Origin of the sequence: Mammaliicoccus sp. P-M59 (genome assembly GCF_022386135.1) — a bacterium.
In the GTDB taxonomy this organism is placed as follows: Bacteria; Bacillota; Bacilli; order Staphylococcales; family Staphylococcaceae; genus Mammaliicoccus; species Mammaliicoccus sciuri_A.
The window spans coordinates 57,934-82,766 of record NZ_JAJNJJ010000004.1 but is presented as its reverse complement, the minus strand read 5'-3'; the positions used below and the strand labels follow the sequence as shown (position 1 = coordinate 82,766).

Here is a 24,833-nt window from a genome sequence, read left to right as displayed (position 1 = left end):
GGAGTGAAAAATAGAGATGGCTCGATTATTAAATAAACCTGTACATCATCCATTAAGTGATGATGTACAAGTGATACATGATTTGAAACCTGAAGATATTGATTTAGCTTATATTGGTTTTAAAGTTTTAGACATAAAATCACAAGGTACTTACACAGAATCAACAGGTGATTTTGAACTATGTATTGTCGCTTTAACTGGCAACATTGATGTGTCAGATGGAGAAAGTTCTTATGAAGATTTAGGAACAAGAGATTCAGTATTTGAAAAAATACCAACAGACAGTATCTATATTTCTAAAAATCATGAAGTGACAATTAAAGCGAATAAAGATTCAAGAGTTGTATTTTGTTATTCACCAGCAGATGAAGAAAGAGCAACACAATTAAACCCAGCATCTGAGAACTCAGTAGAAGATAGAGGTAAAAATTCAAATAAACGACATGTTCATAATATTTTACCTGATACACATACAGCGAGTGAAAAATTACTTGTCGTTGAAGTGTATACAGATCAAGGTAATTGGTCGAGCTATCCACCACATAAACATGATGTTGATAACTTACCAAATGAATCATTACTTGAAGAAACTTACTATCATGAAATGAATCCAAGTAAAGGTTTCGTCTTTCAACGTGTGTTTACAGACGACCTTTCATTAGATGAAACGATGACAGTAGAGAATAGTGATGTTGTTGTTGTGCCTAAAGGTTATCATCCAGTAGCTGTACCTGATGGTTACGATGGTTATTACTTAAATGTTATGGCAGGACCTAAAAAAGTTTGGAAATTTTATAATCAACCAGATCATGAATGGATTATTGATAGAGAATAAGGGGTGTACGTGAATGTCTAATAAAAAACAAATTATAGCAATAGGTCGTGCAGCAATAGATTTAAACTCAATAGAAATTAATAGACCAATGGAAGAAACAGAATCATTTCGCAAATATGTTGGTGGCTCACCAGCTAATATCATGATTGGTACGGCAAAGTTAGGATTAGATGTGGGTATGATTGCCAATGTATCAGATGATCAACATGGAAGATTTATTACGAATTACTTTGAAGAAGTAGGCGTTGATACTTCTCAAATACATGTAGATGAAGATGAACATAAAATCGGCTTAACGTTTACAGAAATTAAAAGTCCGAGTGAGTCTAGCATATTAATGTATAGAGAAGAAGTAGCAGATCTATATTTAGCACCTGAACATGTAGATGAATCATACGTTAAAAATTCGGAATATTTGCTTATTTCAGGAACTGCTTTAGCTAAATCTCCATCAAGAGAGGCAGTATTAAAAGCACTGTTACTAGCGAAAAAACATAATGTACAAGTAATCTTTGAGTTGGATTATAGACCTTATAGTTGGAAAAACGAAGAAGAAACTTCTATTTACTATGAGTTAGTTGCTGAACAAGCTGATGTCGTAATTGGCACACGTGATGAATTTGATATGGTCGAAAGATATAAGGCATTATCAGACAAAGAAATTAGTGAGCTATTATTTAAAGCTAATCCACATTTAGTTGTCATTAAACACGGTGTACAAGGTTCAAATGCGTTTGATAAAGAAGGCAATACTTATGAAGGTAAAGCCTTTAAAGCCAACGTCGTTAAAACATTTGGTGCTGGTGATTCATACGCAGCCGCATTTATTTATGCATTGGTTAAAGGTAAGTCAGTTGAAGAAGCATTGAAATATGGTGCAGCATCAGCAGCGATTGTTGTAAGTAGTCATAGTTCATCTGAAGCGATGCCTACAGTTGATAAAATAGAAAATTTAATTAAAGAACAATCTTAAGGTGGTATTAAACATGGTTAATACAGTGAAGTTAACAACTGGAGAAGCAATTGTTAGATTTTTGACGAAACAATATATTTCGATTGATGGAAAAGAGACAAGATTTGTTGAAGGTGTCATGAATATTTTTGGCCACGGTAATGTCCTTGGTTTAGGAGAAGGACTATCAAATTATCAAAAAGAATTAAAAATAATCCAAGGCAAAAATGAACAAGGTATGGCACATACAGCAATTGGTTTTAGTAAACAAAGTTTACGAAAAAAAGTATTTGCAGTGACAACATCTGTCGGTCCAGGTGCTGCTAACCTTGTAACGGCAGCAGGTACAGCCGCAGCAAATCATATACCAGTATTATTTTTACCAGGAGATACATTTGCAACTCGTCAACCAGATCCAGTATTACAACAGATTGAAAACCCTCAAAGTATTGGTATTACTACAAATGATGCGTTAAAACCAATTTCGAGATATTTTGATCGCATAACGAGACCTGAGCAAATCATGTCTGCCTTAATTCGTGCATTTGAGGTCATGACAAACCCTCAAACAGCGGGTCCTGTGACATTAGCATTGAGCCAAGATGTTCAAGGAGAGTCATACGATTTCCCAAAAACATTTTTTGAAAAGCGCGTACATTATGTTGATAGACTTCAACCTTCTAATAGATCAATAGATGTAGCAGTTGAACTATTGAAGACAGCTAAAAAACCACTATTAATTGTTGGTGGTGGTGCTAAATATTCAGAAGCTCAAGATGCTATAAAAGCATTTATAGAAAAAACGAATATTCCTATTGCAGAAACTCAAGCAGGTAAATCAACAATAGAAGCCTCTCATCCATTGAATCTTGGTGGTCTTGGCGTTACAGGAAATTTAGCAGCCAATCTATATGCAAAAGAAGCTGATGTCATTATTGGTATTGGAACAAGGTATTCAGACTTTACAACTAGCTCAAAGACAGTAGCTAACTTTGATAATGCAAAATTTATAAACATTAATGTTAATAGAGTTGATGCTTATAAATTAGATGCGATACAAGTAGTTGGAGACGCAAAAATATCAATTAGTTTATTGGATAAAGCATTAAGTAAATGTCAATTTAATATATTAGATGAAGTAAATGATTTAAAAAATAAATGGTCAGAAGAAAGAGAAAGATTATCTCATGTAGATATTAATAAAAATGATTTTGAAGCTGAAATATCAGGTCATTTTAGTAAAGAAAAACTTAATCAATACATTGAAGCCTTAGAAACGGAATTACCACAAACAAATGCGGTTATTAAAGTTAATGAAACAATCGATAATGATGCAATAATCGTTGCCGCTGCTGGATCTTTACCAGGAGACTTAGAAAGATTGTGGGAGACCGATATATTTAATACTTACAATATGGAATATGGTTATTCTACGATGGGGTATGAAATTGCAGCTGCACTTGGTGCAAAAATAGCAAATCCTCAAAAAGAAGTATATGCATTAGTTGGTGATGGAAGTTTCTTGATGCTGCACACTGAATTACTAACTGCATTGCAATATAACTATAAAATTAACATTGTATTATTCGATAACAGTGGATTTGGTTGTATCAACAATTTACAAATGGGTAATGGTAGTGAAAGTTTTTGTACTGAATTTAATGATTATAACGGCGAAGTCATGAATGTAGATTATAAGAAAATTGCAGAAGGATATGGTGCTGTTTCATACAAGGTTAACAGTCTTCAAGCTTTAGAAGATGCAATTAAAGATGCTAAAAAAGAAACAAAATCTACATTAATAGAAATTAAGACTTTACCTAAAACAATGACTGACGGATATGAATCATTCTGGAATGTTGGTGTATCCGAACATAGTGAAAAATCAAATATAAATACATCATATCAAGAAAAGGTTCAAGCTATGAAAAAAGCAAAACAATATTAATAAGGAGATTCATAACATGACAAAAATAAAAATTGGTCAAGTTGGTTTAGGTAGATTAGGAAAAGTGCATGCAGAAAACATTGTTAATCATGTGAAAGGCGCAGAATTATTCGCTGTTGCAAGTGTTGTTGAGCAAGAATTAGCATACGCCAAAGATGAATTAGGTGTAAAAAATTGCTATACATCCTATTCAGAAATGATAGAAAACGATGAGCTAGATGCAGTTGTAATTGTTTCACCAAGTGGATTTCATGCTGTTCAAATTTCACAAGCATTAGATAAAGGTTTGCATGTCTTTTCAGAAAAACCTATTGGACTTGAGTTAGATAATATCAAACAAGTTGTTGAAAAAATAAATAGTCACTCAGACAAAGTGTTTCAGTTAGGTTTTATGCGTAGATTTGATGATTCATACCAGTTTGCTAAAGACGTTGTTCAGAATGGTGAACTAGGCAAAATTACAGCAATGAGATGTTATGGAATTGATCCTAGTGCAGGGTTAGATAGCTTTATCCAATTTGCGAAGAACAGTGCGAGTGGTGGCATATTTTTAGATATGTCGATTCATGATATTGATCTAGTACGCTGGTTCACAGGTTCAGAATTTAAAACTGTTTATTCACTAGGTAATAACATAGCAGCACCTGAATTAACAGAATGTGAAGAATTGGAAACAGGTGCATGTCTGGCAGAATTAGATGACGGTACAATCGCATACTTATTAGCAGGAAGAAATGCACAACATGGATACCATGTTGAAACAGAAATCATAGGAACTGAAGGCATGATAAGAATCGGAAATGCACCTGAGAAAAACTTAGTTACACTTTATGACAAAAACGGCGTCGTTAGACCGACTTCAGGTCATTTTCCTGAACGATTCAAACTAGCATTTATTAATGAAATTAATGCATTTATAGAATCTATCAATAATAATGTTCCTTCATCAATAACAGGTATTGATGGATTGAAAAGTACAGAGGTTGCAATTGCAATGCAAGAATCTTATGAAAAGAAAACAATCATTAAGTTGTGAGGTGAAGTAAATGACTAAAAATATTCGATACGCATGTGCACCGATAGCTTGGACAAATGATGATATGCCAGAACTAGGGCGTGAAAATTCATTTGAGCAATGTATAAGTGAAATGGCACTCTCTGGGTATGAAGGTACAGAAATTGGTAACAAGTACCCGAAAGATCCTGAAGTTTTGAAATCATATTTGGAACCAAGAGGACTATCAGTCGCAAGTGCATGGTTAAGCTTATATTTAACTTCCGAACCATATGAAGTAACAGAAGAAGCATTTATAAAACATAGAGATTTTTTACATGCATTAGGCGCTAACGTTATTGTTGTGTCAGAACAAGGCAATAGTATTCAAGGAGATTTAACGAAAGCATTATTTAAAGAAAAACCTATATTCACCGAACAAGAATGGCAATTATTAATAGACGGATTAGAGAAGCTAGGACAATTAGCACATGAAAAAGATATGGAAATCGTATACCACCATCACATGGGTACAGGTGTACAAACGACAAAAGAAATAGATGAATTAATGGAAAGAACAAACAAAGATAATGTTTCTCTCTTATTTGATACAGGACACCTTGTCCTTTCTGGCGAAGATCCGATAGACATATTTGAAAGATATGAAGATAGGATAAAACATATTCATTTTAAAGATGTTCGACAAGATGTTAAAGAAGCTGTAGATAAAGAAAGTAGTTGCTTCTTGGATGGTGTAAAAAAAGGTATGTTCACAGTACCTGGAGATGGTGTAATAGATTTTAAACCTATCTTAGATTTAATTTATAAATCTGATTACAGTGGGTGGATTGTAGTTGAAGCTGAACAAGATCCAGCGATTGCAAATCCATTTATATATGCAAAAAAAGCAAAAGAATATATAGCACAATATCAATAAAATTTTAAACAAAATGGTATAGGAGTTAAGGGCTCCTAAAGGGAGAGAATTATCATGAGTATGTTTGCAGCAATTTCATTTGTTTTAGTTGTTATATGTGTCGGTGTATATGCTTACTTACGAAGTAGAAAGATTAATACTCAAGATTCAGATGGATTCTTTATGGGTGGTAGAAGTTTAACAGGTTTTACAATTGCTTCTACAATTATTATGACTAATTTATCTACAGAACAAATAGTTGGTCAAAATGGTCAAAGTTTCGTTGCAGGTATGGAAGTTATGGCATGGGAAGTAACATCATCAGTAGCCATTGTAATATTAGCACTTGTCTTTTTACCTAGATATTTTAGGTATGGTGTAGATACAATATCAGATTTTATTGAAATGAGATTTGATACTTTCACGAAACGACTCGTATCTTTATTATTCATATTTACTTATGTTGTTTCATTCTTACCAGTTGTCTTATATTCTGGTGCACTAGTGTTTAATAAAATTTTCAATGTAAGTGAAATGCTAAATATAAGCGATATGACTGCAGTTATTTTAATATCAACAGTAATAGGTATAGTAGGAATTATATATTTATTCATAGGTGGATTATCTTTAAGTGCACATAGTGATTCTATCTACGGTGTCGGTTTAATTATAGGTGGACTTGCTATACCAACTTTAGGTCTCATTATTTTTGGAGATGGAAACTTCTTACATGGGTTTGATAAAGTGGTTCAGAACACGCCGGAAAAACTCAATTCACTGGGTGCGATTGATTCTAAGATAGTACCATGGCCAACGTTGTTCTTTGGTATGTTCTTCAACAATTTATTCTTCTGGTGTACTAACCAAATGATTGTTCAAAAAGCACTTGCTGGTAAAAGTTTAAAAGAAGCACAAAAGGGTGCTATGTATGTAGGTACATTTAAAATTTTTGGTGCTTTATTCTTAGTATTTCCAGGTGTATTAGCATTCAATATGTTAGGAGACAAAGTTACAAATCCTGATAATGCTTATCCAATGCTAGTTAATGAAGTATTACCAGAATGGGCATATGGTCTATTTGGAGCAGTTATTTTTGGTGCTATTCTAAGTTCGTTTGTTGGATCTTTAAATAGTACAGCAACTTTGTTCTCTTTAGACTTTTATAAATCAATTATCAACAAAGAAGCTAGTAATAAACAAGTATCAAGAATTGGTAGATTGGTTACAGTATTAGTAGGTGTAATTGTTGTAATAATTGCACCAATGATTTCTCTGTTCCCACAAGGTTTATATGCAGTTGTACAAGAGTTTAATGGTATTTATAACATGCCACTTTTAGTACTTGTATTGGTAGGATTTTTTGTAAAACGTACATCACAGCTTGGCGCTAAAGTGATGTTTATTTTACACATTGTATTGTATGCGCTTTCAAAAGTTTTGATTACAGAAATACATTTCTTATATGTATTAAGTGTACTATTCTTTGTAGATTTACTTATAGTGATGTTATTCAATAAATGGAAACCATCTGATGAGTTTGATTTCAGTGTAAATTACGCAAAAGTAGATATCACACCATGGAAACATAGATATTTAGTAGGTGGTATTATCATATTTGTAGTTATTGGCACATACGTATTATTCTCACCACTCGGATTAGCATAGGAGGAAGAAAAATATGACACTAACATTCGGAGTAATTGGAGCAGGTAGAATTGGCCAATTACATATAAATTATTTAAGAACACATAAAGATGTAAATATTAAGTGGATTTCAGACTTATATTGCGACAAGATGGAAGATTGGATCAAAAAAGCAGGAATAGAAAATAAAACTAAGGATCATATGGATATTATTAATGATCCTGAGGTAGATGCAGTAGTAATATGTTCACCTACCGATACGCATGTAGATATCATTAAAGAAGCTAGTGCAAAAGGAAAGCACATCTTCTGCGAGAAACCGATTAGTTTGTCTATTGATGAAGCAAAAATTGCATTAGAAGCGGTAAAACAATCAAATGTGAAACTGCAAATGGGCTTTAATAGACGTTTTGATAAAAACTTCAAAGAGTTAAGAGATATTTTAAATAAAGGTGAACTTGGTAATATTCAAACATTAAGGATTACTTCAAGAGACCCAGAGCCACCACCAGTAGAATATATTAAACGCTCAGGTGGGCTTTTCATGGATATGATGATTCATGACTTTGATATGGCAAGATATTTAATGCAATCTGAAATAACAGAAGTGTATGCAACTGGTGGTGCACTTGTAAACCCTGAAATTGCTCAATATGATGATATCGATACAGCACTTGTAACACTTAAATTCGAAAATGGCTCAATGGCCATGATTGAAAACTGTAGAAGAAGTGTATATGGATATGATCAACGAGTTGAAGTATTGGGTGATAAAGGTGCAATTGATGTAGGTAATGAACAAACAACGACATTAAATTATCATAGAGCTGAAGGAATATCTAAAGACAATCCGCCATACTTCTTCTTAGAACGTTATAGTGACGCTTATAAAGTAGAAATGGATGGATTTATTGAAGCTATCTTAAATGACACTGATGTAATTTGTTCAATAGAAGATGGCTATAAAGCTCAAGAAATTGCTGTGAAATGTAAAGAGTCGTTACTATCAAATGAACCTAAGTCGCTATTAAATAAACAACCAAAGACACTTTAAAAAAGGAAGGTGGAACGTTATAGAATGAATACATTTATACACAAAGCAAAGACAGAACATTATGCTATTCCACAAATTAATGTTAACGGATTAATATGGATTGAATGTATTTTAAAAGTTGCTGAGAAAACACGTTCCCCCATTATTTTAGGAACGACAGATAAAATTATAGACTTTTTAGGTGGGTATGATTTTATCTGTAAAACAATCAGAAATAAAATAGAGTCAATGAATATAACTGTACCAGTAATTATACATCTAGATCACGGTTTAACTGTTGAAGGGTGTAAGAAAGCAGTAGATGCTGGTTATGATTCAGTTATGTTTGATGGGTCTAAATTACCAATTGAAGAAAATATAGAACTTACCAAACAAGTAGTAGAATATGCACATAAAAATAACGTGATTGTAGAAGGTGAAGTTGGAGCAATTGGTGGAAACGAAGACGGTGTCATAGGAAATGTACAATATGCGAAGTTAGAAGATTGTATAAACTTAGCACAAAAAGCACATATAGATACATTGGCACCAGCACTCGGGTCAGTACATGGTAAATATAAAGGTGAACCTAATTTAGGATTTAAAGAAATGAAAGAAATTCAAGAAACAATTGATATACCTTTAGTATTACATGGTGCATCAGGTATATCAGACGAAGATTTAGTGAAAGCGATAAAATTAGGTCACGCAAAAATTAACTTTAATACAGAAATAAATATTGCGTGGAGTAATGAACTTAGAGAAGTATTAACTAACGATACAAGTTTGTTTAATCCACAACAAATATTGAACCCAAGTAAAAAAGCAATCGAACGAACAGTTGAATCAATTATTTATAAATGCCAATCTAATGGCAAAGTATAATAAGACGATAAGTGGTGGATAATATGCCTTTAATGAAAATAGATATAATAAAAGGAAGAAAAAAGAGTGAAATCAAACAAATATTGGATATAGCATATGAAACAATGCTAACTGCATTTGATGCGCCAATAGGTGATAGATATCAAATAGTTACGCAACATGAAGATTATGAGATGGAAATATTAGATACTGGATTAGGTGTAGAGCGAACAGAGGGTGTTATAATTTTCACGATTATTACAAGACCAAGAACCCAACAACAAAAAGTACAGTTCTATAGAGAAGTTGTAAATGAGTTGCATGACAAATTAAATATAAGAAAAGAAGACGTTATGTTTAGTATAGTCGAGAATACAGATGAAGATTGGAGTTTCTTCAAAGGAGAAGCACAATTTTTGAATGGAACTTTATAAAAAGTTAAACATAATGATGAAATTCTACTTTTTAATAAATGCTGACACTGATTAATAAATTAGTGCCAGCATTTATTTTGTTTAAACTAATCTAACGCTCAAGAATCGTAAACAAGATCGTTAGCGCACGAAAATGAGCTCAAAAACTGAAAAAAAGTAGTTCTAACGCTCAAGAGTCGAAAACAAGATCGTTAGAAATTCTAACGTTCAAGAAAGTAAAACAAGATCGTTAGCGCACGAAAATGAGCTCAAAAACTGAAAAAAAGTAGTTCTAACGCTCAAGACTCGAAAACAAGATCGTTAGAAATTCTAACGCTCAAGAAAGTGAAACAAGATCGTTAGCGGTCAATAAATTTTAAAAAATGCGTGAAAACGGGGCGCTAACGCTCAAGACTCGAAAACAAGATCGTTAGAAATTCTAACGTTCAAGAAAGTGAAACAAGATCGTTAGCGGGTAATAAATTTTAAAAAATACGCGAAAATGAGCCCCACAACCCCCACCTTAAATCCCAAGCAATACATTTACCTCATTCTACATATTGATTATATTTTTAATAATGAGTGCTGCGACGAATAAGATGATGATGCTTGATACTCTATTCAATATGATGATAAATTTACCTGATTTATCAAACATGCCGACTTGTTTACCTGCTATAGCGAGTCCGAAGAACCAGAACCAAGAGATAAAGATTGTTGCTACTGTAAATCCGATTTTTTCATACCCTGAATATAGTGATGCACTTGTACCGATAACACCTACTGTATCCATAATGGCGTGTGGATTGAGTAATGATACAGATAATGCAAAGCTGATTTGTTTTTTAGCTGATATTGCTAAGTCTGAACCATTGCTTGATGATTTTTCGTTCCATAACGTCCAAGCCATATACAATAGAAAAATTAATCCAACGATATATATGATTAATTGCAGTGATGGATAATGATTTAAGATGAGTGATACGCCAAACACTGCAAGTAATATGAGTAATGTGTCACATAGACCAGCTGTAATAACAACGGGTAAAGCTTTATTTAAGCTTTTATGATTTGCACCTTGATTAAAAACAAATATATTTTGAGCACCTAATGGTAAAATTAAACCGAGTGCTAATAAAAGACCGTGGATGACTGCTTGAAACATTTGATTGAACCTCCTTTTTGTATAGTATAAAAGAAATAAGCTACAATGAAATCATCCAGAATTAAATTTATGCCCAACCAGATTGGAGTTACATTTATGGAAAAACCTATCTACCAAAAAATTATAGATGATATGTTAAGAGATATTAATAATGGACAATTAGAAGTTGGTATGAAAATACCTTCGCAAAGAGCTTTAACACAAAAGTATGGTGTAAATAGATCAACAATTGTACACGTTATTGATATTTTGAAAAGTTATGGCGTGCTTGAAAGTAAAGAAAGAAAAGGGATATACGTTTCGAAAAATAAATGGAATGAGTATGTGAGTAACAATTTAAATTGGCAAGATTATATAGGTAATAGTATTAACCAGAACAACCAATATTATATTAGAGAAATTAATCGATGCGAATTTATACCTAACATGGTGAGATTAGGGACAGGCGAACTTTCGCCAGAATTAATACCTAATGATACATTTCATGAAATCATTTCTAAAGATTTAAGTCGTCAATTGACTTCAAATTATGAAGCACCTAAAGGAAATATTAAGTTGAGGCAACAAATTAAAGAACTAGTTAAAAAAAGAGGTATTGAGTGTAGTGTAGAAGAAATTTGTATCACTTCTGGTGCATTACAAGGTTTGAAGTTGATAGCTGATGGATTATTAATTCCTAAATCAAAAATTATCGTTGAAACACCATCTTATATCAATTCAATTAGAACTTGGCACAAAATTCATTCCAAAATGATTCCTTTATCAATTGATTATATAAGAAACAATATTCAGGCGATTTTTAAAGAAGATGAAGATTACAGTAATAGCATATTTTATTGTAATCCTACATTGCACAATCCTACATCACACACATATACATTGAAAGAGAAAGAACAAATTCTTGAACAGTGTAAAGCGAAGGGTATTCCTGTTGTGGAAGATGATATATATAGTGAGCTGTGGTTTGAAGGTCCGATACCTAAATCTATGAAAGAGCTTGATACAAGTCATAATGTGCTGTATTTAGGAAGTCTTTCTAAAACAGTTAGCCCGGGTCTCAGAATAGGGTGGTTAATTGGTAACGAACGGGTCATTAATCATTTAGCAGATTTAAAAATGCAAAATGACTATGGTGCAAGTTCGATTTCTCAATTTATAGCTACTAAATGGTTAGAACATTACCATGAGACACATATTGAAGACATTAAACGCAATTTAAAAAGGCGCAAAGATATGATGGAAGATGCTTTAACAGAATCTTTCTTAGATATTGGTAGATGGTCTAAAGTAGAAGGGTCTTTCTATATATGGTTCAAATTTAATGAAAGTATTGATTTAAAAAGGTTATTCCAACTGGCCATAGAGGAAGGGTTACTCATTCATCCAGGGGAGATATATTCAGAAAAAGAAAAGCATAGTTTAAGATTTTCTTATTCATATATTGATGAACATGATATAAAAGAAAGTATTTATAAATTAAGAACGATCATCGATAAAGAAAACTTATTAAATAAAAGAAAATCCTCGGACTCTTAATATGAGTGCGAGGATCTTTTTATTATTTGTTCACAATGTAGTCTGGTGTACCACCTTGTAGTTTCTTAATCGTATTATTTGCGACGATTCTTGCCATTTCATCACGTGCTTCAAATGTAGCATTTCCGATATGCGGTGTTATCACGACATTGTCCATTGTTTTAAGTGCATCTGTAATTTCTGGTTCAAATTCAAATACATCTAATGCAGCACCTTCGATTGTTTTAGATTGTAGAGCTTCAACTAAAGCTTGTTCATCAACGATAGGTCCGCGAGATGCGTTAATAATATATGCTGTATCTTTCATTTTTTCAAAAGTATCTTTATTGAATAAATGATGTAAATCATCAGAGTAGGCAGCATTAATTGTAATGAAATCTGCTTGTTCTAACATCTCATCAAGACTGACGTAAGTAGCCCCTAATGAAGCTTCTTGTTCTGGCTTTCTATGTGGTCCAGTATAAAGGATGTTCATGTCAAAACCTTTGGCACGTCTAGCAACAGCAGAACCTATTTCACCAAGTCCAACTATGCCGATAGTCTTACCGGAGACTTCCCTACCTCTAAAGAATAATGGTGCCCAACCGTTGAATCCAGTTGTTCTACAAAGTTGATCGCCTTCAGCAATTCTTCTAGATACGGCAAGTAAAATGCCAATCGTTAAATCTGCTGTAGCATTTGTTGAAGCTTTCGGTGTATTTGTAACATCTATTCCTTTTTCTCTCGCATATTTAACGTCAATGTTATTGAAACCAGCACCATAATTTGCGATGATTTTTAAGTTTGGTGCTTGATCAATAATTTCTTTATCGATATTTGTAGATAGTGGACTTATAATTGCATCTACGTCTGTTACTTTTTGAAGTAAAGTATCTTTCGTAATTAATTGATCCCCTTCAAAGACTTCTACTTCAAAATGTTCTTGTAACATTTCTAATCCTTCTGTTGGAATTTCTCCAGTTATGAATACTTTATTCATGATGTAACCTCCTATAGAACTTTTCATCGTTTATATGATAATTATACCCTAATGAGCAAGTTTCCATTCACTGAATTTACGTACGATGACTTCAAAAGCAATGTGATACGGTAAGAAGCTGGAATAAGAAGTTTGATTAAATAGTTCTATCGGAGAACTATTAACATATATATTGTAGCTCGCATTCTGGGCTAAATAGTTATCCTTTAATGTTGTAATGGAAATATAACTAATATTTCGTGTGTGCATAATCTCGACGTTCTCTCTTAAGTGTGATGTTTCGCCTGATAATGAAATGATGAAAATTAAATCATCTTTATTCATTTGATTCATAGCGATTTTAAGTTCATTCTCGTCGTTAATAACCATGACTCTTTTATTAATAGAAAGAAAGTGTCGTTGAGCATCACGTGCGACGTTTAGTTGTGCGACACCTGTACCATATATGTAGATATATGGCGCTTGATTGATTTGTTCGCTTATATAATCAAAGTCGATCATTTTTAAATGTTTCATAGTTTGTTGTAAATCTTGCTCTAAACTTTCAATGATATCTGTCGATGGTTTAGATGTTTGTCTATTTAATTTAATGTAAGCTTTAAAATCACTATAACCATCAAAGCCAAGTTTGCGAGCGAGTCGGTGAATAGAAGAAATTGAAGTGTGTGATATATCGGCGATTTCTTGTATTTTTAATCGATGAATCAAGTGAATATTTTGATTAATCATTTGTATGATATGTATATCGTTGTCATTAAGTTGTTGATAATGTTCATTAATCAGTTTATCCAAAATCATTATAATCCTCCATTCGAAGTGAAAAAATTTTCATGTTATGAAAATATAATCTAAGTTTACTATGTGATTTCTATTTACGTCAAACCTATTGGCAAATGTAAGCGCTTCCTATATTGTTGAGATAAATTGATGAGGAAAAGGGGTTAAAATATGAATGCAATTAAACGATTTGGTAGTGCCATGATTGTTCCGGTATTACTATTTGCATTTTTTGGTATTGTTGTAGGATTTGCAACATTATTTAAAAATCCAAATATTATGGGTTCAATAGCTGAAGATGGCACAATGTGGTTTAAAATTTGGAGTTTAATTGAAGCGGGTGGTTGGACAATATTCAACCATATGGAGCTAGCGTTTGTGATTGGACTTCCAATCTCACTTGCTAAAAAAGCTCAAGGTAGAGCAACACTAGCAGCTTTAATGATTTATTTAGTATTTAACAATTTTATTAATGCAATTTTAACCCTTTGGCCAAAGACGTTCGGTGTAGATTTATCAAAGGGTGTTGAAAATTTAACGGGTGTAAAAGAAATAGCTGGTATTCCAACATTAGACACAAGTATCATTGGTGCAATTTTCATATCAGCAATTGTCATTTGGATACATAATCGTTTCTATGATAAGAAATTACCTGAAATGGTTGGTATTTTCCAAGGTCTACCATACGTTGTTATCATTGGATTCTTTGTTATGATCCCAATCGCTTTTATCGTATGTGCGGTATGGCCAACAGTACAAGCAGGTATCGGTTCATTACAAGGTGTTATGTTGAAATCAGGATTTGTAGGGGTTTGGCTATTCCACTTCTTAGAAAGAATACTGATTCCAACAGGATTACATCATTTCATATACACACCATTTGAATATGGACCTGCAGCGGTCAACGGTGGATTGAAACCTTATTGGATTCAACACTTAACAGAATTCTCAAATTCTGCTAAATCTCTTAAAGAACTTTATCCATATGGATTCTTGTTACAAGGTAACATTAAAATATTTGGTTGTTTAGGTATTGCGTTAGCGATGTACGCTTCAACACCGAAAGAGAACAAGAAAAAAGTATTAGCATTAGTATTACCAGCTGGATTAACAGCAATTTTCGCAGGTATTACAGAACCATTAGAGTTTACGTTCTTATTTATAGCACCATACTTATTCTTAATTCATGCATTATTAGGTGCGACAATGGTTACAATTATGTACCTATTTGGTGTAGTGGGTATTCAAGGTGGTGGTGCGATAGAAATCGCGGCTATAAACTGGATTCCATTATTCTCTAATCACGGTATGACTTACGTTGCACAATTTATCATTGGTATCATCTTTGTTGTAATTTACTTCTTTGTATTTAAGTTTATTATTGAGAAATTTAATGTACCATTACCTGGACGTGTGCCTGATGATGGAGAAGCTAAGCTTTATACGAAAGAAGATTATAAATCTAAGAAAGCAAGTGCTGATACACAAATGGATGACAATGCATCAGAATACGATACGAAAGCTATTTATTTCTTAGAAGGATTAGGTGGCAAAGACAATATTAAAGACGTTACAAATTGTGCGACACGATTAAGGGTAACGGTTAAAGATCCAAGTTTAGTAAAAGATAATGACTATTTCACACATAATCAAATGGCACATGGTGTAGCGAAAAGTGGTACAAATGTTCAAGTAATTGTGGGACTTAGTGTACCTCAAGTAAGAGATTCATTTGAAACGATGATATAAATATATGGAGGTCATAAATAATGAAGAAATTTAACATCACAATAGCAGGTGGCGGAAGTACATTTACGCCAGGTATTATATTAATGTTACTGGACCATTTAGAAGATTTTCCGATTGATACGATTAAACTATACGACAATGATGGTGATAGACAACAAACCATTGCGGATGCTTGTGAAATACTTCTTAGTGAAAGAGCGCCTGGTGTTAAGTTACTGGCGAGTACGGATCCTAAAACAGCTTTTGAAAATGTAGATTTCGTTATGGCACACATACGTGTTGGTAAATATGCGATGAGAGAACAAGATGAGAAGATTCCATTGAAACACGGTGTAGTTGGACAAGAAACGTGTGGACCTGGTGGAATATCTTATGGTATGCGTTCTATTACAGGCGTACTAGAAATTGTAGATTACATGGAACAATATTCACCAGATGCTTGGATGTTAAATTATTCAAATCCAGCAGCAATTGTAGCTGAAGCAACTCGAAAATTAAGACCTCACTCTAAAATTTTAAATATTTGTGATATGCCAATTGGAATTGAAGAACTGATGGCAACAAATATTGGGCTGAAATCTAGAAAAGAAATGGTCGTTAAATATTATGGTTTGAATCACTTCGGTTGGTGGACAGATATAAGAGATAAGTCAGGTAATGATTTAATGCCAAGTATCATTAAACACGTTGAACAATTTGGGTATTCGACAGATACGGGCAGTGATATTGAACAAGAAGCAAGTTGGAATGATACGTTCAAGAAAGCGCGTGATGTACAAGCACTTGATAAAGATACGTTACCTAACACATATTTAAAATATTACTTCTTCCCTGATTATGTTGTGGAACATTCAAACAAAGACTATACAAGAGCAAATGAAGTAATGGCAGGACGAGAAAAATTTGTGTTCGGTGAATGTCAAAAAATCATTGATCAAGGTACTGCTGAAGGAACAGAATTAACAATAGATGAACATGCATCTTATATCGTAGACTTAGCAAGAGCAATTGCGTTTAATACGAAAGAAAGAATGTTAATGATTGTTGAGAATAAAGGTGCCATTTCAAACTTTGAACCAACAGCGATGGTTGAAATTCCATGTTTAGTTGGTAGCGAAGGTCCAGAACCATTATCAGTTGGTGAAATCCCAAGATTCCAAAAAAGTTTAATGGAACAACAAGTAGGTGTTGAGAAATTAACAGTTGAAGCTTATGAAGAACAATCTTATCAAAAGCTATGGCAAGCACTAACGTTATCTCGCACAGTTCCGAGTGCATCAGTAGCTAAAGATATACTAGATGACCTTATTGAAGCAAATAAAGAATACTGGCCAGAATTAAAGTAGTATTGAGAAATATATTTGTATTTATAAGCGTGCAAGGCTTACGAGTCTTGCGCGTTTTTCTTTGTCTTACAAACGTTTAAGAACAATCAATCGTATATCGACTTTCTTTAATCGCAAACTTTTAAATGATATAATTAGATGAAGTGATATATATTTTTTATTTAAAAATATAAGGGAGCATATCTATGTATATAGAAAGAAAACCAACAATCAATTTAGCAGAATTAAAGAAGGAATTTACGAATAATTTAGGTGAAATTGAATACGCGCAGTCTTCTGAACAAGCGCTAGAAGAGTTGTTTAATTTTGTAGAACTACAACATCAATATGCTGCAGCTTTAGAAGAAATCGGGACAAAGTTGAAAATATTGGACGATGAATTCCAAGTTGCTTATAAACATAATCCAATTCACCATATGGAAAAGCGTGTTAAAGAATTTCCAAGTCTTATTAAGAAATTAAGACGCAAGGATTTCCTTTAAATGCGAATTCAGCAAAAGAGAATATTCAAGATATCGCGGGAATAAGAGTGATTTGTAATTATCTAGAAGATGTCTATACAATTGAAAAATTATTACTTAGACAAACTGACGTAAAATTGTTAAAAAGAAAAGACTATATAGAAAATCCTAAAATGAATGGATATAAAAGTTTACATTTAGTTGTATCTATTCCTGTATTTTTAGCGGAAAGTGTTCAAATGATACCTGTTGAAATTCAAATTCGAACAATTGGAATGGATATGTGGGCGAGTTTGGAACATAAATTAAGATATAAGAATTCTCATGTATCTACTGAACAATATGAAGAAAAATTAAAAGAGTGTTCAATAGAAATAACAAATGTAGAACGCAAAATGCAAGAAATGAATGATGAAATTTATCATGATACGAATAAAAGTATGATAAAAATAGACAAAAATTAATACATTAGTCACAAAGAAGAGCAGAAATTTCTTATATTTAAGGATATCTGCTCTTTTTTAATCATTTAGTATATAATAAATTAAAATCATTCAGGAAATGATATTGAGGAGTGAAAAAATGGAGAAAAATCCTAAAGTTGAAGCTTTTATGCAACGTGAAAAAAAGTGGAAAGATGAATTTGAACGATTAAGAGAAATTATACGTGAATGTGATTTAGAAGAAGATTATAAATGGATGCATCCATGTTATACATTGAAAGGTAAGAATGTTGTATTGATACATGGATTTAAAGAATATTGTGCACTTTTATTTCATAAAGGTTCATTACTTAAAGATCCTGAAAAAATATTGATTCAACAAACGAAAAATGTTCAAGCTGCTAGACAATTGAGATTTACCAATGTAGATCAAATTAAAGAGCAACGAGATATTATTAAATCTTATGTTGAAGAAGCAATCGAGCTTGAAAAGTCAGGTGCTAAAGTAGAATTAAAGAAAACAGAAGAATATGAAATGCCAGTTGAACTACAAGAACAACTTGAGCAAAATAGTAACTTAAAAGAAGCTTTCTATAATTTGACGCCAGGAAGACAACGCCAATATATATACTATATTAGTCAAGCAAAGCGTCCAGCAACACGCGTTAGTCGAGTAGAAAAATATATCGATCATATATTAGACGGGAAAGGGCTAAATGATGAGTGAAGGTAATAAGAATATGAATGCTGTGATTGAAGAAGTCGTTGAATTTATAAAGCGCTCTAACCATCAAATCATGATTAGAATTAGTGGACATGGTGGTTCAGGAAAAAGTACATTTTGTCAGGAATTAATACAATGTCTAGACCCTAAAGACTATAACTTGATCAGTACAGATACTTATATAGTAAACTCGAATTTAAGAAAACATACGAAGGCGAAATATATGTATAACGGTATAGAGCATGAAGCGAAAGTAACGGCTTGTATGCCTGAAGCGCATAATGTTGATATTCTGGAACGCGATATACGTGCTTTACGTAATGGTATAGATATCATGACGATTGAAACACCATGGCAACAATCTGAACGTTTAGATGCGACAAAGAAAGTAACAATCTTAGAAGGTATGACTACCACATTTATAGATTCCAAATGGGTTGATTTATCCATCTACATTTATACGGATAATGAAACTGAGCTGAAAAGAAGATTTGATCGTGATGTACATGTAAGAGGAATAGATATAGAATTTTTAAAGGCATCTCAAGATGAAAGACGTATTCAATATGAATTATTCATGCATCCTCTTCTTGAAAATTTTGATATTGTCATTGATCATTCAAATAATTTGTTTAAAATACTGAAAAATCAATTAAATTAAACCTTTGTTTGATACATTTTTTAAATAGAATGATATAGTAAAAGTGTTAATTAATTTTAAGGGGGATTTTTTTGTGGCAGATTCAGTAAAATTATTAAAAACACTTACAGATATTAATGGTATTTCGGGATTTGAGTATAATGTTAAATCTAAAATGAAAGAATACTTAGAACCTGTAAGTGATGAAATTATTGAAGATAATCTAGGTGGTATTTTCGGGAAAAAGAACGCTAAAAATGGTTCTAAAACAATTTTAATAGCGGGTCACTTAGATGAAATTGGATTTATGGTTACACGTATCGATGAAGATGGTTACATTAAATTCACAACAATTGGTGGATGGTGGAACCAAGTGATGCTTTCACAAAAAGTAACGATTACAACAGATGAAGGCAAAGAAATCAGAGGTATTATAGGTTCTAAACCTCCACACGTTTTAAGTCCAGAAGAACGTAAAAAACCTGTCGATGTTAAAGACATGTTTATTGATATAGGTGTTGATAATAAAGAAGCGGTTGAAGGTCTAGGCATTGAAATCGGCAATATGGTGACACCTTATTCTGAGTTTGAAACTTTAGGTGACGGTAACTACTTAACAGCAAAAGCATTCGACAACAGATTCGGTTGTGCCTTAAGTGTTGATGTATTAAACGAACTTAAAAATGATGACCTTGGTATTAACTTAGTTTCAGGTGCAACTGTACAAGAAGAAGTTGGTTTACGTGGTGCGAAAGTTGCTGCTAACAAAATTAAGCCAGATTTATCTATCGCTGTGGACGTAGGTATTGCTTATGATACACCAGGTATGAAAGGGCAAGATCACGAAACGAAATTAGGTAACGGACCACTTGTATTGTTAATGGACGGTACGAATATCGGTCACGTTGGATTTAGAAAATTCATCAAAAACGTAGCAAAAGAAAAAGGCATTGATGTTCAATGGGATAATATAACAGGTGGCGGAACAGATGCAGGTAGTATTCACGTAGCAAACGAAGGTACACCAACAATCTCAATCGGCGTTCCATTACGTTATATGCATTCAAACGTATCAATCCTTCATAAAGAAGACTACTTAAACGCAGTAAAATTAGTAGCTGAAATCGTAAAAGCATTAAACGATGAAACAGTTAAAAATATTATGTGGTAAGGAATCGTAAAGAATGATTTAAAAAAAGTACTGAGAAACGCATAATCGCTTTCTTGGTACTTTTTAATATTTAGATTGATTATTATTTTACCATTTTTCATTGCCTATACTTTCAAAAGATACTAGTAATGTATTTTCAGGTTTTTCATTATAATTTTCAAAGATATTTTCGACTGTCAATTCAGATATAGATTTCTTTTTTTCGAGTACGAGAGATTTTCTAGTATCTTTGTCTTCTAATACTTCTTTTGGTTGTATTTGTAATTGTTTATTTATATGTTTAGATGTGTTGTTGCTATGTTTATTTTCGATTAGTTCCACATAAACACCTCCATAAAATATAAAGTATTATACTATTATTGTATCATTTTGTATATGTATTCGAAGATGAATATAGTGTGTATATCAACTGTTATGACCAAGTTATAATTTGTTATTATAATAAAATAAATTTTAGTAGTATAGTAATCGTTTTATTGGGTTTATTTTTTGTTTGTAAAGCTTGTAAATATGCTATATCATGATTAATAGAGATGGAAGTACTTGATTCATTCAAGTGCTTCTTTTTTTTATATTTATTGAATAAAAAGGAAGTGTAAATCATCGAAAAAGAAAAGAAAAAGTTACTTCGAAAAATGGTTAAACCATTTGAAAATAACAATTTAAAGAAAAGTACAATTCAAATTATAAACACAATCATCCCATTAATTGCGCTTATTGTTGGTGGCTTGGTAAGTTATCAATTGCATTGGTCATTATCGATCCTATGTGGTGTATTGGCATCTGGTTTTATTATTAGAACATTTATCATTTTTCACGATTGTTGCCACGGATCATTTTTGAGTAAGAAAAAGAACAATGATTTGTTAGGAAATATAACTGGGTTATTAACATTCTTCCCATATGAAAAGTGGAGAAGAGAGCATATTATACATCATACGAGTAGCGGGAATTTAGAAAAACGTGGTATTGGTGATATATGGGTTATGACAATTGAAGAATATCATGAAGCTTCAAAATTCACTCAATTTAAATATAGAATGTATAGACATCCGTTTGTAATGTTTATTTTAGGACCAATATTTCTTATGTTTATTTCAAACAGAATGAATGCTAAAAATGCGAAAGCTAAAGAAAAGCGTAACACATGGTTGCATAATATAATCTTGCTAGTTCTTTATGTAGGTATTTTCTTTATTGTAGGTGCCGTTCCATTTGTACTTGTATTTCTACCAATGTTGTTTATTGCAGGTATGTTAGGTATTTGGTTATTTTATATTCAACATACATTTGAAGATTCATATTTCGAAGAATCATCAGAGTGGGATTATGTAAAAGCCGCTATAGAAGGCAGTTCATATTATAAATTACCAAAAGTATTCCAATGGATGACAGGGAACATTGGCTACCATCACGTTCATCATTTAAGTCCAAGAATTCCAAACTATCAATTAGAACAAGCACACGAAAAGACACCACCATTACATCACGCAACAACCATAACAATTAAAGAGAGTTTAGAATCACTGAAATATAAATTATATGACGAGAAAAATAAATGCTTCATTACTTTTAAAGAATATACATTAAGATTTAAGAGAACACACGCGTAAAAGTAATGATTTGAAACGGGACATTGAGCATGTCCCGTTTTTTTATGAGCAAGTTTGGTAAGAAGTGCAAATACTGAGGTCGTTATTAGCAAGTTTGGTGAGAAGTGCAAATACTGATACCGTTATTAGCAAGTTTGGTGAGAAGTGCAAATACTGATACCGTTATTAGCAAGTTTGATGAGAAGTGCAAATAAGGATCCCAGTAATTACAATTCTCAGTAGTTTTGTAACTAAGGCTACCCTTAGTAACACTTCGGCCGATTTTTGTAACTAAGGAGGTCCATAGTAACACTTCGGCTGAGATTTGTAATTATAGCGGCCCATAGTAACACTTCGGCCGAGTTTTGTAATTAACACCTCCGTTATGAACAAGTTTAGGCGAAAGTGTTCGCAAGAGCTCCGTTATGAACAAGTTTGTGCAGAAGTGTTCACAAGAGCCCTATTATGAACAAGTTTAGCCAGAAGTGTTTATAAGAACCCGCAACAACCCTCATCACACTCATTCTCCATATCTTTTTACTATAAATTCATCTTGTATATTAATACTATGAGGAGGATAATAATGTTTAAATATAGAAAATGAGGTGCATAAATTGTCAGCAAATAAAGCATATAAACAATTACTACTAGGAATGTTATCACTATTTATTGTCATGGCAATTGGGCGATTTTCGTACACGCCTATTTTACCTTTTATGCAAAAGGCGACTCATTTAACAAACGAAAATGCTGGTTTACTGGCTACGGTCAATTACTTAGGATATTTAATTGGTGCGATGATTCCGACCTTTTTAATTATTAAAAGTAAAGTCGTAGATTTAAAAATTTATTTATTAATCAATATTATCTCTGTTCTATTGATGGGTGTTACGCAAGGTTTTATTGTATGGAATATTTTAAGATTCATTGCTGGTATAACAAGTGGTACTGTATTTGTGTTAGCTTCAAATGTTGTGCTCGAGTCTTTAAATAAAGGCGGGAAATCTCATTTATCTGGATTTTTATATAGTGGTGTAGGGATTGGTATCTTTACAAGTAGTATATTTATTCAAATTTATACGGATTATAATACTTGGGCATCAACATGGATTATCTTAGGTATCGCTTCATTGGTACTAGGTTTTATTGTTATATTCTTTATGAAAGAAATTAAAGAACCTGTTAACTTAAAACAAAAGACAATACATATAAATGATCAAAATAGCACATTATATACAAAATGGTTTATGGTATGTTTCTCAATTGCTTATTTGTTAGAAGGTGCAGGATATATTGTCACAGGAACGTTCTTAGTTGCGATTGTTGAATCAATTCCTGATTTAAAAGAATATGCAGCCCTTAGTTGGATGTTTGTGGGTATGGCAGCAATACCTTCATGTGTATTATGGTCTATTTTAGGCAATAAAATTGGATTTATTAAAGCGATATATTTAGCATTCATTCTTCAAATTATTGGCGTGATTTTACCGGTGTTTTCGCATAATATTATAAGTTTAGTCATAAGTTCATGTTTGTTTGGTGGGACATTCTTAGGCTTAACGACTTTATTTATGTCGCGTGGCCAGCTTATGAGTGCTGTCTCAGGAAGAAATTTAGTCGCTTTACTAACATTTATCTATAGTCTCGGACAAGTTGTGGCACCTTACTTTGCAGGTATTCTTATCGGAAGTTCTAATAACTATAATGGCGCATTGATATTTGCCTCTTCATTATTGATACTCGCTCTTGTCGCAATATTTATGAGCATAAGACCGTATCGACCTAAAAGTTAGAGTAGTGCAAATATACATTTTTATAAAGCGTTTACATTTTAAAGAGAATGATTTATAATTAAAACTGGTTATAACCAGTTGGAATAGGAATGATTGAGATGTTAAAAAATACACATTTATATTATCAAGTTTACACAAAGATTAAAGATAAGATTATTTCTGGTGAATACAAAGAAGGCGACAAGTTACCGTCAGAACGAAAGCTTTGCGATGAATATGATGTTAGCAGAATTACAATTAGAGAAGCGCTAGATAACTTAGAAGCGGAAAGCTTAATTCAAAGAGAACATGGTAAAGGGTCTTTTGTATTAGGTAATCAATATAATCAGAAGATGAACAATCTTTATAGCTTCAAAGATGAAGTTGAAAAAAGCGGCGACAAAGCAAGTACAAAGGTGTTAAGTATTCAAAGAATACAGCCAAGTATCTATATTCAAGAAAAAATGCAGCTCAAATCATTTCAAGAAGTGTATGAACTTAAAAGGTTAAGATTAGCCAATGATAAACCGTTAGTGTTTGAGACTAGTTACTTACCTTTAAAGAATTGCGAAGGGTTAGATCGATTTGATTTTAATGAAGTTTCATTATATGAAACATTAAATACGCATTACCATATTCAAATCAATCATGCTTATGAAACATTAACAGCAAAAAATATAACTAAAGAACAAGCGCAACATTTAGAAAAGCATGTTAATGATCCTTGTATGTTTATAGAAAGATATAGTTTTGTAAATAATGAGATTATTGAGTACACAGAGAGTGTTGCAAGCGGTAAAGACTATAAGTACACAGTAGACTTAATATAGTCTTTATATATACAAACTGGTTATGACAACATTACCAACATTGGAGGGG

Annotated in this window: 22 protein-coding genes and 1 pseudogene; 19 read left to right on the top strand and 4 right to left on the bottom strand. The window is 32.5% G+C overall.

The genetic code is table 11. From position 1 onward, the window contains the following. The first annotated feature begins 16 nt into the window (after positions 1–16). The 9 genes from iolB to LQ617_RS07915 are packed head-to-tail and all read left to right on the top strand — an operon-like array spanning position 17 to position 9,620. Complete coding sequence (gene iolB, locus LQ617_RS07955; protein ID WP_239740143.1) at positions 17–835, top strand: 5-deoxy-glucuronate isomerase; 819 nt, start codon at positions 17–19, stop codon at positions 833–835. Positions 836–848: 13 nt separating this feature from the next. Then, positions 849–1,808: a 5-dehydro-2-deoxygluconokinase gene (gene iolC / locus LQ617_RS07950; protein ID WP_239740142.1), complete on the top strand. Its 960-nt coding sequence runs from the start codon at positions 849–851 to the stop codon at positions 1,806–1,808. A 13-nt stretch (positions 1,809–1,821) separates the two neighbouring features. After that, positions 1,822–3,735 (top strand): 3D-(3,5/4)-trihydroxycyclohexane-1,2-dione acylhydrolase (decyclizing), encoded by a 1,914-nt coding sequence (iolD, locus tag LQ617_RS07945; protein WP_239740141.1) that lies wholly within the window; start codon positions 1,822–1,824, stop codon positions 3,733–3,735. A gap of 16 nt (positions 3,736–3,751) precedes the next feature. Further along, the gene (locus tag LQ617_RS07940; protein WP_037590350.1) at positions 3,752–4,771 is read left to right on the top strand and encodes a Gfo/Idh/MocA family protein; all 1,020 of its coding nucleotides are present in this window, start codon (positions 3,752–3,754) and stop codon (positions 4,769–4,771) included. Positions 4,772–4,781: 10 nt separating this feature from the next. Then, entirely contained in the window at positions 4,782–5,666 is an 885-nt protein-coding gene (gene iolE, locus LQ617_RS07935) for a myo-inosose-2 dehydratase (RefSeq protein ID WP_037590351.1), read from the top strand. Positions 5,667–5,720: 54 nt separating this feature from the next. Continuing rightward, positions 5,721–7,310: a solute:sodium symporter family transporter gene (locus LQ617_RS07930; protein WP_037590352.1), complete on the top strand. Its 1,590-nt coding sequence runs from the start codon at positions 5,721–5,723 to the stop codon at positions 7,308–7,310. A 13-nt stretch (positions 7,311–7,323) separates the two neighbouring features. Further along, the gene (iolG, locus tag LQ617_RS07925) at positions 7,324–8,343 is read left to right on the top strand and encodes an inositol 2-dehydrogenase (RefSeq protein WP_204255197.1); all 1,020 of its coding nucleotides are present in this window, start codon (positions 7,324–7,326) and stop codon (positions 8,341–8,343) included. Between the two features lie 24 nt (positions 8,344–8,367). After that, positions 8,368–9,207: a class II fructose-1,6-bisphosphate aldolase gene (gene fba / locus LQ617_RS07920; RefSeq protein WP_159316167.1), complete on the top strand. Its 840-nt coding sequence runs from the start codon at positions 8,368–8,370 to the stop codon at positions 9,205–9,207. A 23-nt stretch (positions 9,208–9,230) separates the two neighbouring features. Next, a complete protein-coding gene (locus LQ617_RS07915; protein WP_191836115.1) occupies positions 9,231–9,620 on the top strand; it encodes a tautomerase family protein in 390 nt (129 codons plus the stop codon). Between the two features lie 532 nt (positions 9,621–10,152). Here the strand turns inward: LQ617_RS07915 and LQ617_RS07910 are convergent. Next, positions 10,153–10,764: a LysE/ArgO family amino acid transporter gene (locus LQ617_RS07910; protein ID WP_239740140.1), complete on the bottom strand. Its 612-nt coding sequence runs from the start codon at positions 10,762–10,764 to the stop codon at positions 10,153–10,155. 96 nt (positions 10,765–10,860) lie between these two features. On the opposite strand from LQ617_RS07910, the gene LQ617_RS07905 reads away from it, so the two are divergent. After that, positions 10,861–12,300 carry an aminotransferase-like domain-containing protein gene (locus tag LQ617_RS07905; protein ID WP_239740139.1) on the top strand — a complete coding sequence of 480 codons (1,440 nt, stop codon included), beginning with the start codon at positions 10,861–10,863 and terminating at the stop codon, positions 12,298–12,300. Between the two features lie 22 nt (positions 12,301–12,322). Here LQ617_RS07905 and LQ617_RS07900 read toward each other — a convergent pair whose 3' ends face one another. Together LQ617_RS07900 and LQ617_RS07895 are read right to left on the bottom strand one after the other, a co-directional pair. After that, positions 12,323–13,279 (bottom strand): 2-hydroxyacid dehydrogenase family protein, encoded by a 957-nt coding sequence (locus LQ617_RS07900; protein ID WP_191836113.1) that lies wholly within the window; start codon positions 13,277–13,279, stop codon positions 12,323–12,325. A gap of 48 nt (positions 13,280–13,327) precedes the next feature. After that, a complete protein-coding gene (locus tag LQ617_RS07895) occupies positions 13,328–14,077 on the bottom strand; it encodes a MurR/RpiR family transcriptional regulator (RefSeq protein WP_037590359.1) in 750 nt (249 codons plus the stop codon). Between the two features lie 150 nt (positions 14,078–14,227). Here LQ617_RS07895 and LQ617_RS07890 point away from each other — a divergent pair, with 150 nt between their 5' ends. The 6 genes and pseudogenes from LQ617_RS07890 to LQ617_RS07865 all read left to right on the top strand — a co-directional run bounded on the left by LQ617_RS07890 (position 14,228) and on the right by LQ617_RS07865 (position 20,590). After that, on the top strand, positions 14,228–15,805 hold the full coding sequence (locus tag LQ617_RS07890) for an alpha-glucoside-specific PTS transporter subunit IIBC (RefSeq protein ID WP_037590360.1): 1,578 nt from the start codon (positions 14,228–14,230) through the stop codon (positions 15,803–15,805). Positions 15,806–15,825: 20 nt separating this feature from the next. Beyond that, on the top strand, positions 15,826–17,151 hold the full coding sequence (locus tag LQ617_RS07885) for a 6-phospho-alpha-glucosidase (protein WP_239740138.1): 1,326 nt from the start codon (positions 15,826–15,828) through the stop codon (positions 17,149–17,151). Positions 17,152–17,336: 185 nt separating this feature from the next. Continuing rightward, positions 17,337–18,076, top strand: a pseudogene (locus tag LQ617_RS07880) (GTP pyrophosphokinase). A gap of 118 nt (positions 18,077–18,194) precedes the next feature. Next, entirely contained in the window at positions 18,195–18,782 is a 588-nt protein-coding gene (locus LQ617_RS07875; RefSeq protein WP_239740137.1) for a YdeI/OmpD-associated family protein, read from the top strand. Further along, a complete protein-coding gene (locus tag LQ617_RS07870) occupies positions 18,772–19,440 on the top strand; it encodes a uridine kinase family protein (protein WP_239740136.1) in 669 nt (222 codons plus the stop codon). The genes LQ617_RS07875 and LQ617_RS07870 overlap by 11 nt, the downstream gene beginning before the upstream one ends. A 73-nt stretch (positions 19,441–19,513) precedes the next feature. Continuing rightward, positions 19,514–20,590, top strand: coding sequence for a M42 family metallopeptidase (locus LQ617_RS07865; protein WP_126477329.1), 1,077 nt, complete (start codon positions 19,514–19,516; stop codon positions 20,588–20,590). Positions 20,591–20,677: 87 nt separating this feature from the next. Here LQ617_RS07865 and LQ617_RS07860 read toward each other — a convergent pair whose 3' ends face one another. Beyond that, on the bottom strand, positions 20,678–20,911 hold the full coding sequence (locus LQ617_RS07860; protein WP_159316174.1) for an AbrB/MazE/SpoVT family DNA-binding domain-containing protein: 234 nt from the start codon (positions 20,909–20,911) through the stop codon (positions 20,678–20,680). A gap of 314 nt (positions 20,912–21,225) precedes the next feature. Here LQ617_RS07860 and desA point away from each other — a divergent pair, with 314 nt between their 5' ends. From desA to LQ617_RS07845, 3 genes are all read left to right on the top strand, one after another. After that, positions 21,226–22,203 carry a Delta(5) desaturase DesA gene (gene desA, locus LQ617_RS07855; RefSeq protein ID WP_239740135.1) on the top strand — a complete coding sequence of 326 codons (978 nt, stop codon included), beginning with the start codon at positions 21,226–21,228 and terminating at the stop codon, positions 22,201–22,203. Between the two features lie 593 nt (positions 22,204–22,796). Continuing rightward, positions 22,797–23,975, top strand: a complete 1,179-nt coding sequence (locus LQ617_RS07850; protein WP_239740134.1) for a YbfB/YjiJ family MFS transporter — start codon at positions 22,797–22,799, stop codon at positions 23,973–23,975. A 98-nt stretch (positions 23,976–24,073) separates the two neighbouring features. Then, complete coding sequence (locus LQ617_RS07845) at positions 24,074–24,784, top strand: GntR family transcriptional regulator (protein ID WP_196308191.1); 711 nt, start codon at positions 24,074–24,076, stop codon at positions 24,782–24,784. Positions 24,785–24,833 lie beyond the last annotated feature (49 nt).

What these genes read in the sequence shown, in the direction of transcription:
- iolB (WP_239740143.1), top strand. Translation starts at nt 17, where the DNA reads ATGGCTCGATTATTAAATAAACCTGTACATCATCCATTAAGTGATGAT.
- iolC (WP_239740142.1), top strand. Translation starts at nt 849, where the DNA reads ATGTCTAATAAAAAACAAATTATAGCAATAGGTCGTGCAGCAATAGAT.
- iolD (WP_239740141.1), top strand. Translation starts at nt 1,822, where the DNA reads ATGGTTAATACAGTGAAGTTAACAACTGGAGAAGCAATTGTTAGATTT.
- LQ617_RS07940 (WP_037590350.1), top strand. Translation starts at nt 3,752, where the DNA reads ATGACAAAAATAAAAATTGGTCAAGTTGGTTTAGGTAGATTAGGAAAA.
- iolE (WP_037590351.1), top strand. Translation starts at nt 4,782, where the DNA reads ATGACTAAAAATATTCGATACGCATGTGCACCGATAGCTTGGACAAAT.
- LQ617_RS07930 (WP_037590352.1), top strand. Translation starts at nt 5,721, where the DNA reads ATGAGTATGTTTGCAGCAATTTCATTTGTTTTAGTTGTTATATGTGTC.
- iolG (WP_204255197.1), top strand. Translation starts at nt 7,324, where the DNA reads ATGACACTAACATTCGGAGTAATTGGAGCAGGTAGAATTGGCCAATTA.
- fba (WP_159316167.1), top strand. Translation starts at nt 8,368, where the DNA reads ATGAATACATTTATACACAAAGCAAAGACAGAACATTATGCTATTCCA.
- LQ617_RS07915 (WP_191836115.1), top strand. Translation starts at nt 9,231, where the DNA reads ATGCCTTTAATGAAAATAGATATAATAAAAGGAAGAAAAAAGAGTGAA.
- LQ617_RS07910 (WP_239740140.1), bottom strand. Translation starts at nt 10,764, where the DNA reads ATGTTTCAAGCAGTCATCCACGGTCTTTTATTAGCACTCGGTTTAATT.
- LQ617_RS07905 (WP_239740139.1), top strand. Translation starts at nt 10,861, where the DNA reads ATGGAAAAACCTATCTACCAAAAAATTATAGATGATATGTTAAGAGAT.
- LQ617_RS07900 (WP_191836113.1), bottom strand. Translation starts at nt 13,279, where the DNA reads ATGAATAAAGTATTCATAACTGGAGAAATTCCAACAGAAGGATTAGAA.
- LQ617_RS07895 (WP_037590359.1), bottom strand. Translation starts at nt 14,077, where the DNA reads ATGATTTTGGATAAACTGATTAATGAACATTATCAACAACTTAATGAC.
- LQ617_RS07890 (WP_037590360.1), top strand. Translation starts at nt 14,228, where the DNA reads ATGAATGCAATTAAACGATTTGGTAGTGCCATGATTGTTCCGGTATTA.
- LQ617_RS07885 (WP_239740138.1), top strand. Translation starts at nt 15,826, where the DNA reads ATGAAGAAATTTAACATCACAATAGCAGGTGGCGGAAGTACATTTACG.
- LQ617_RS07875 (WP_239740137.1), top strand. Translation starts at nt 18,195, where the DNA reads ATGGAGAAAAATCCTAAAGTTGAAGCTTTTATGCAACGTGAAAAAAAG.
- LQ617_RS07870 (WP_239740136.1), top strand. Translation starts at nt 18,772, where the DNA reads ATGATGAGTGAAGGTAATAAGAATATGAATGCTGTGATTGAAGAAGTC.
- desA (WP_239740135.1), top strand. Translation starts at nt 21,226, where the DNA reads ATGGTTAAACCATTTGAAAATAACAATTTAAAGAAAAGTACAATTCAA.
- LQ617_RS07845 (WP_196308191.1), top strand. Translation starts at nt 24,074, where the DNA reads ATGTTAAAAAATACACATTTATATTATCAAGTTTACACAAAGATTAAA.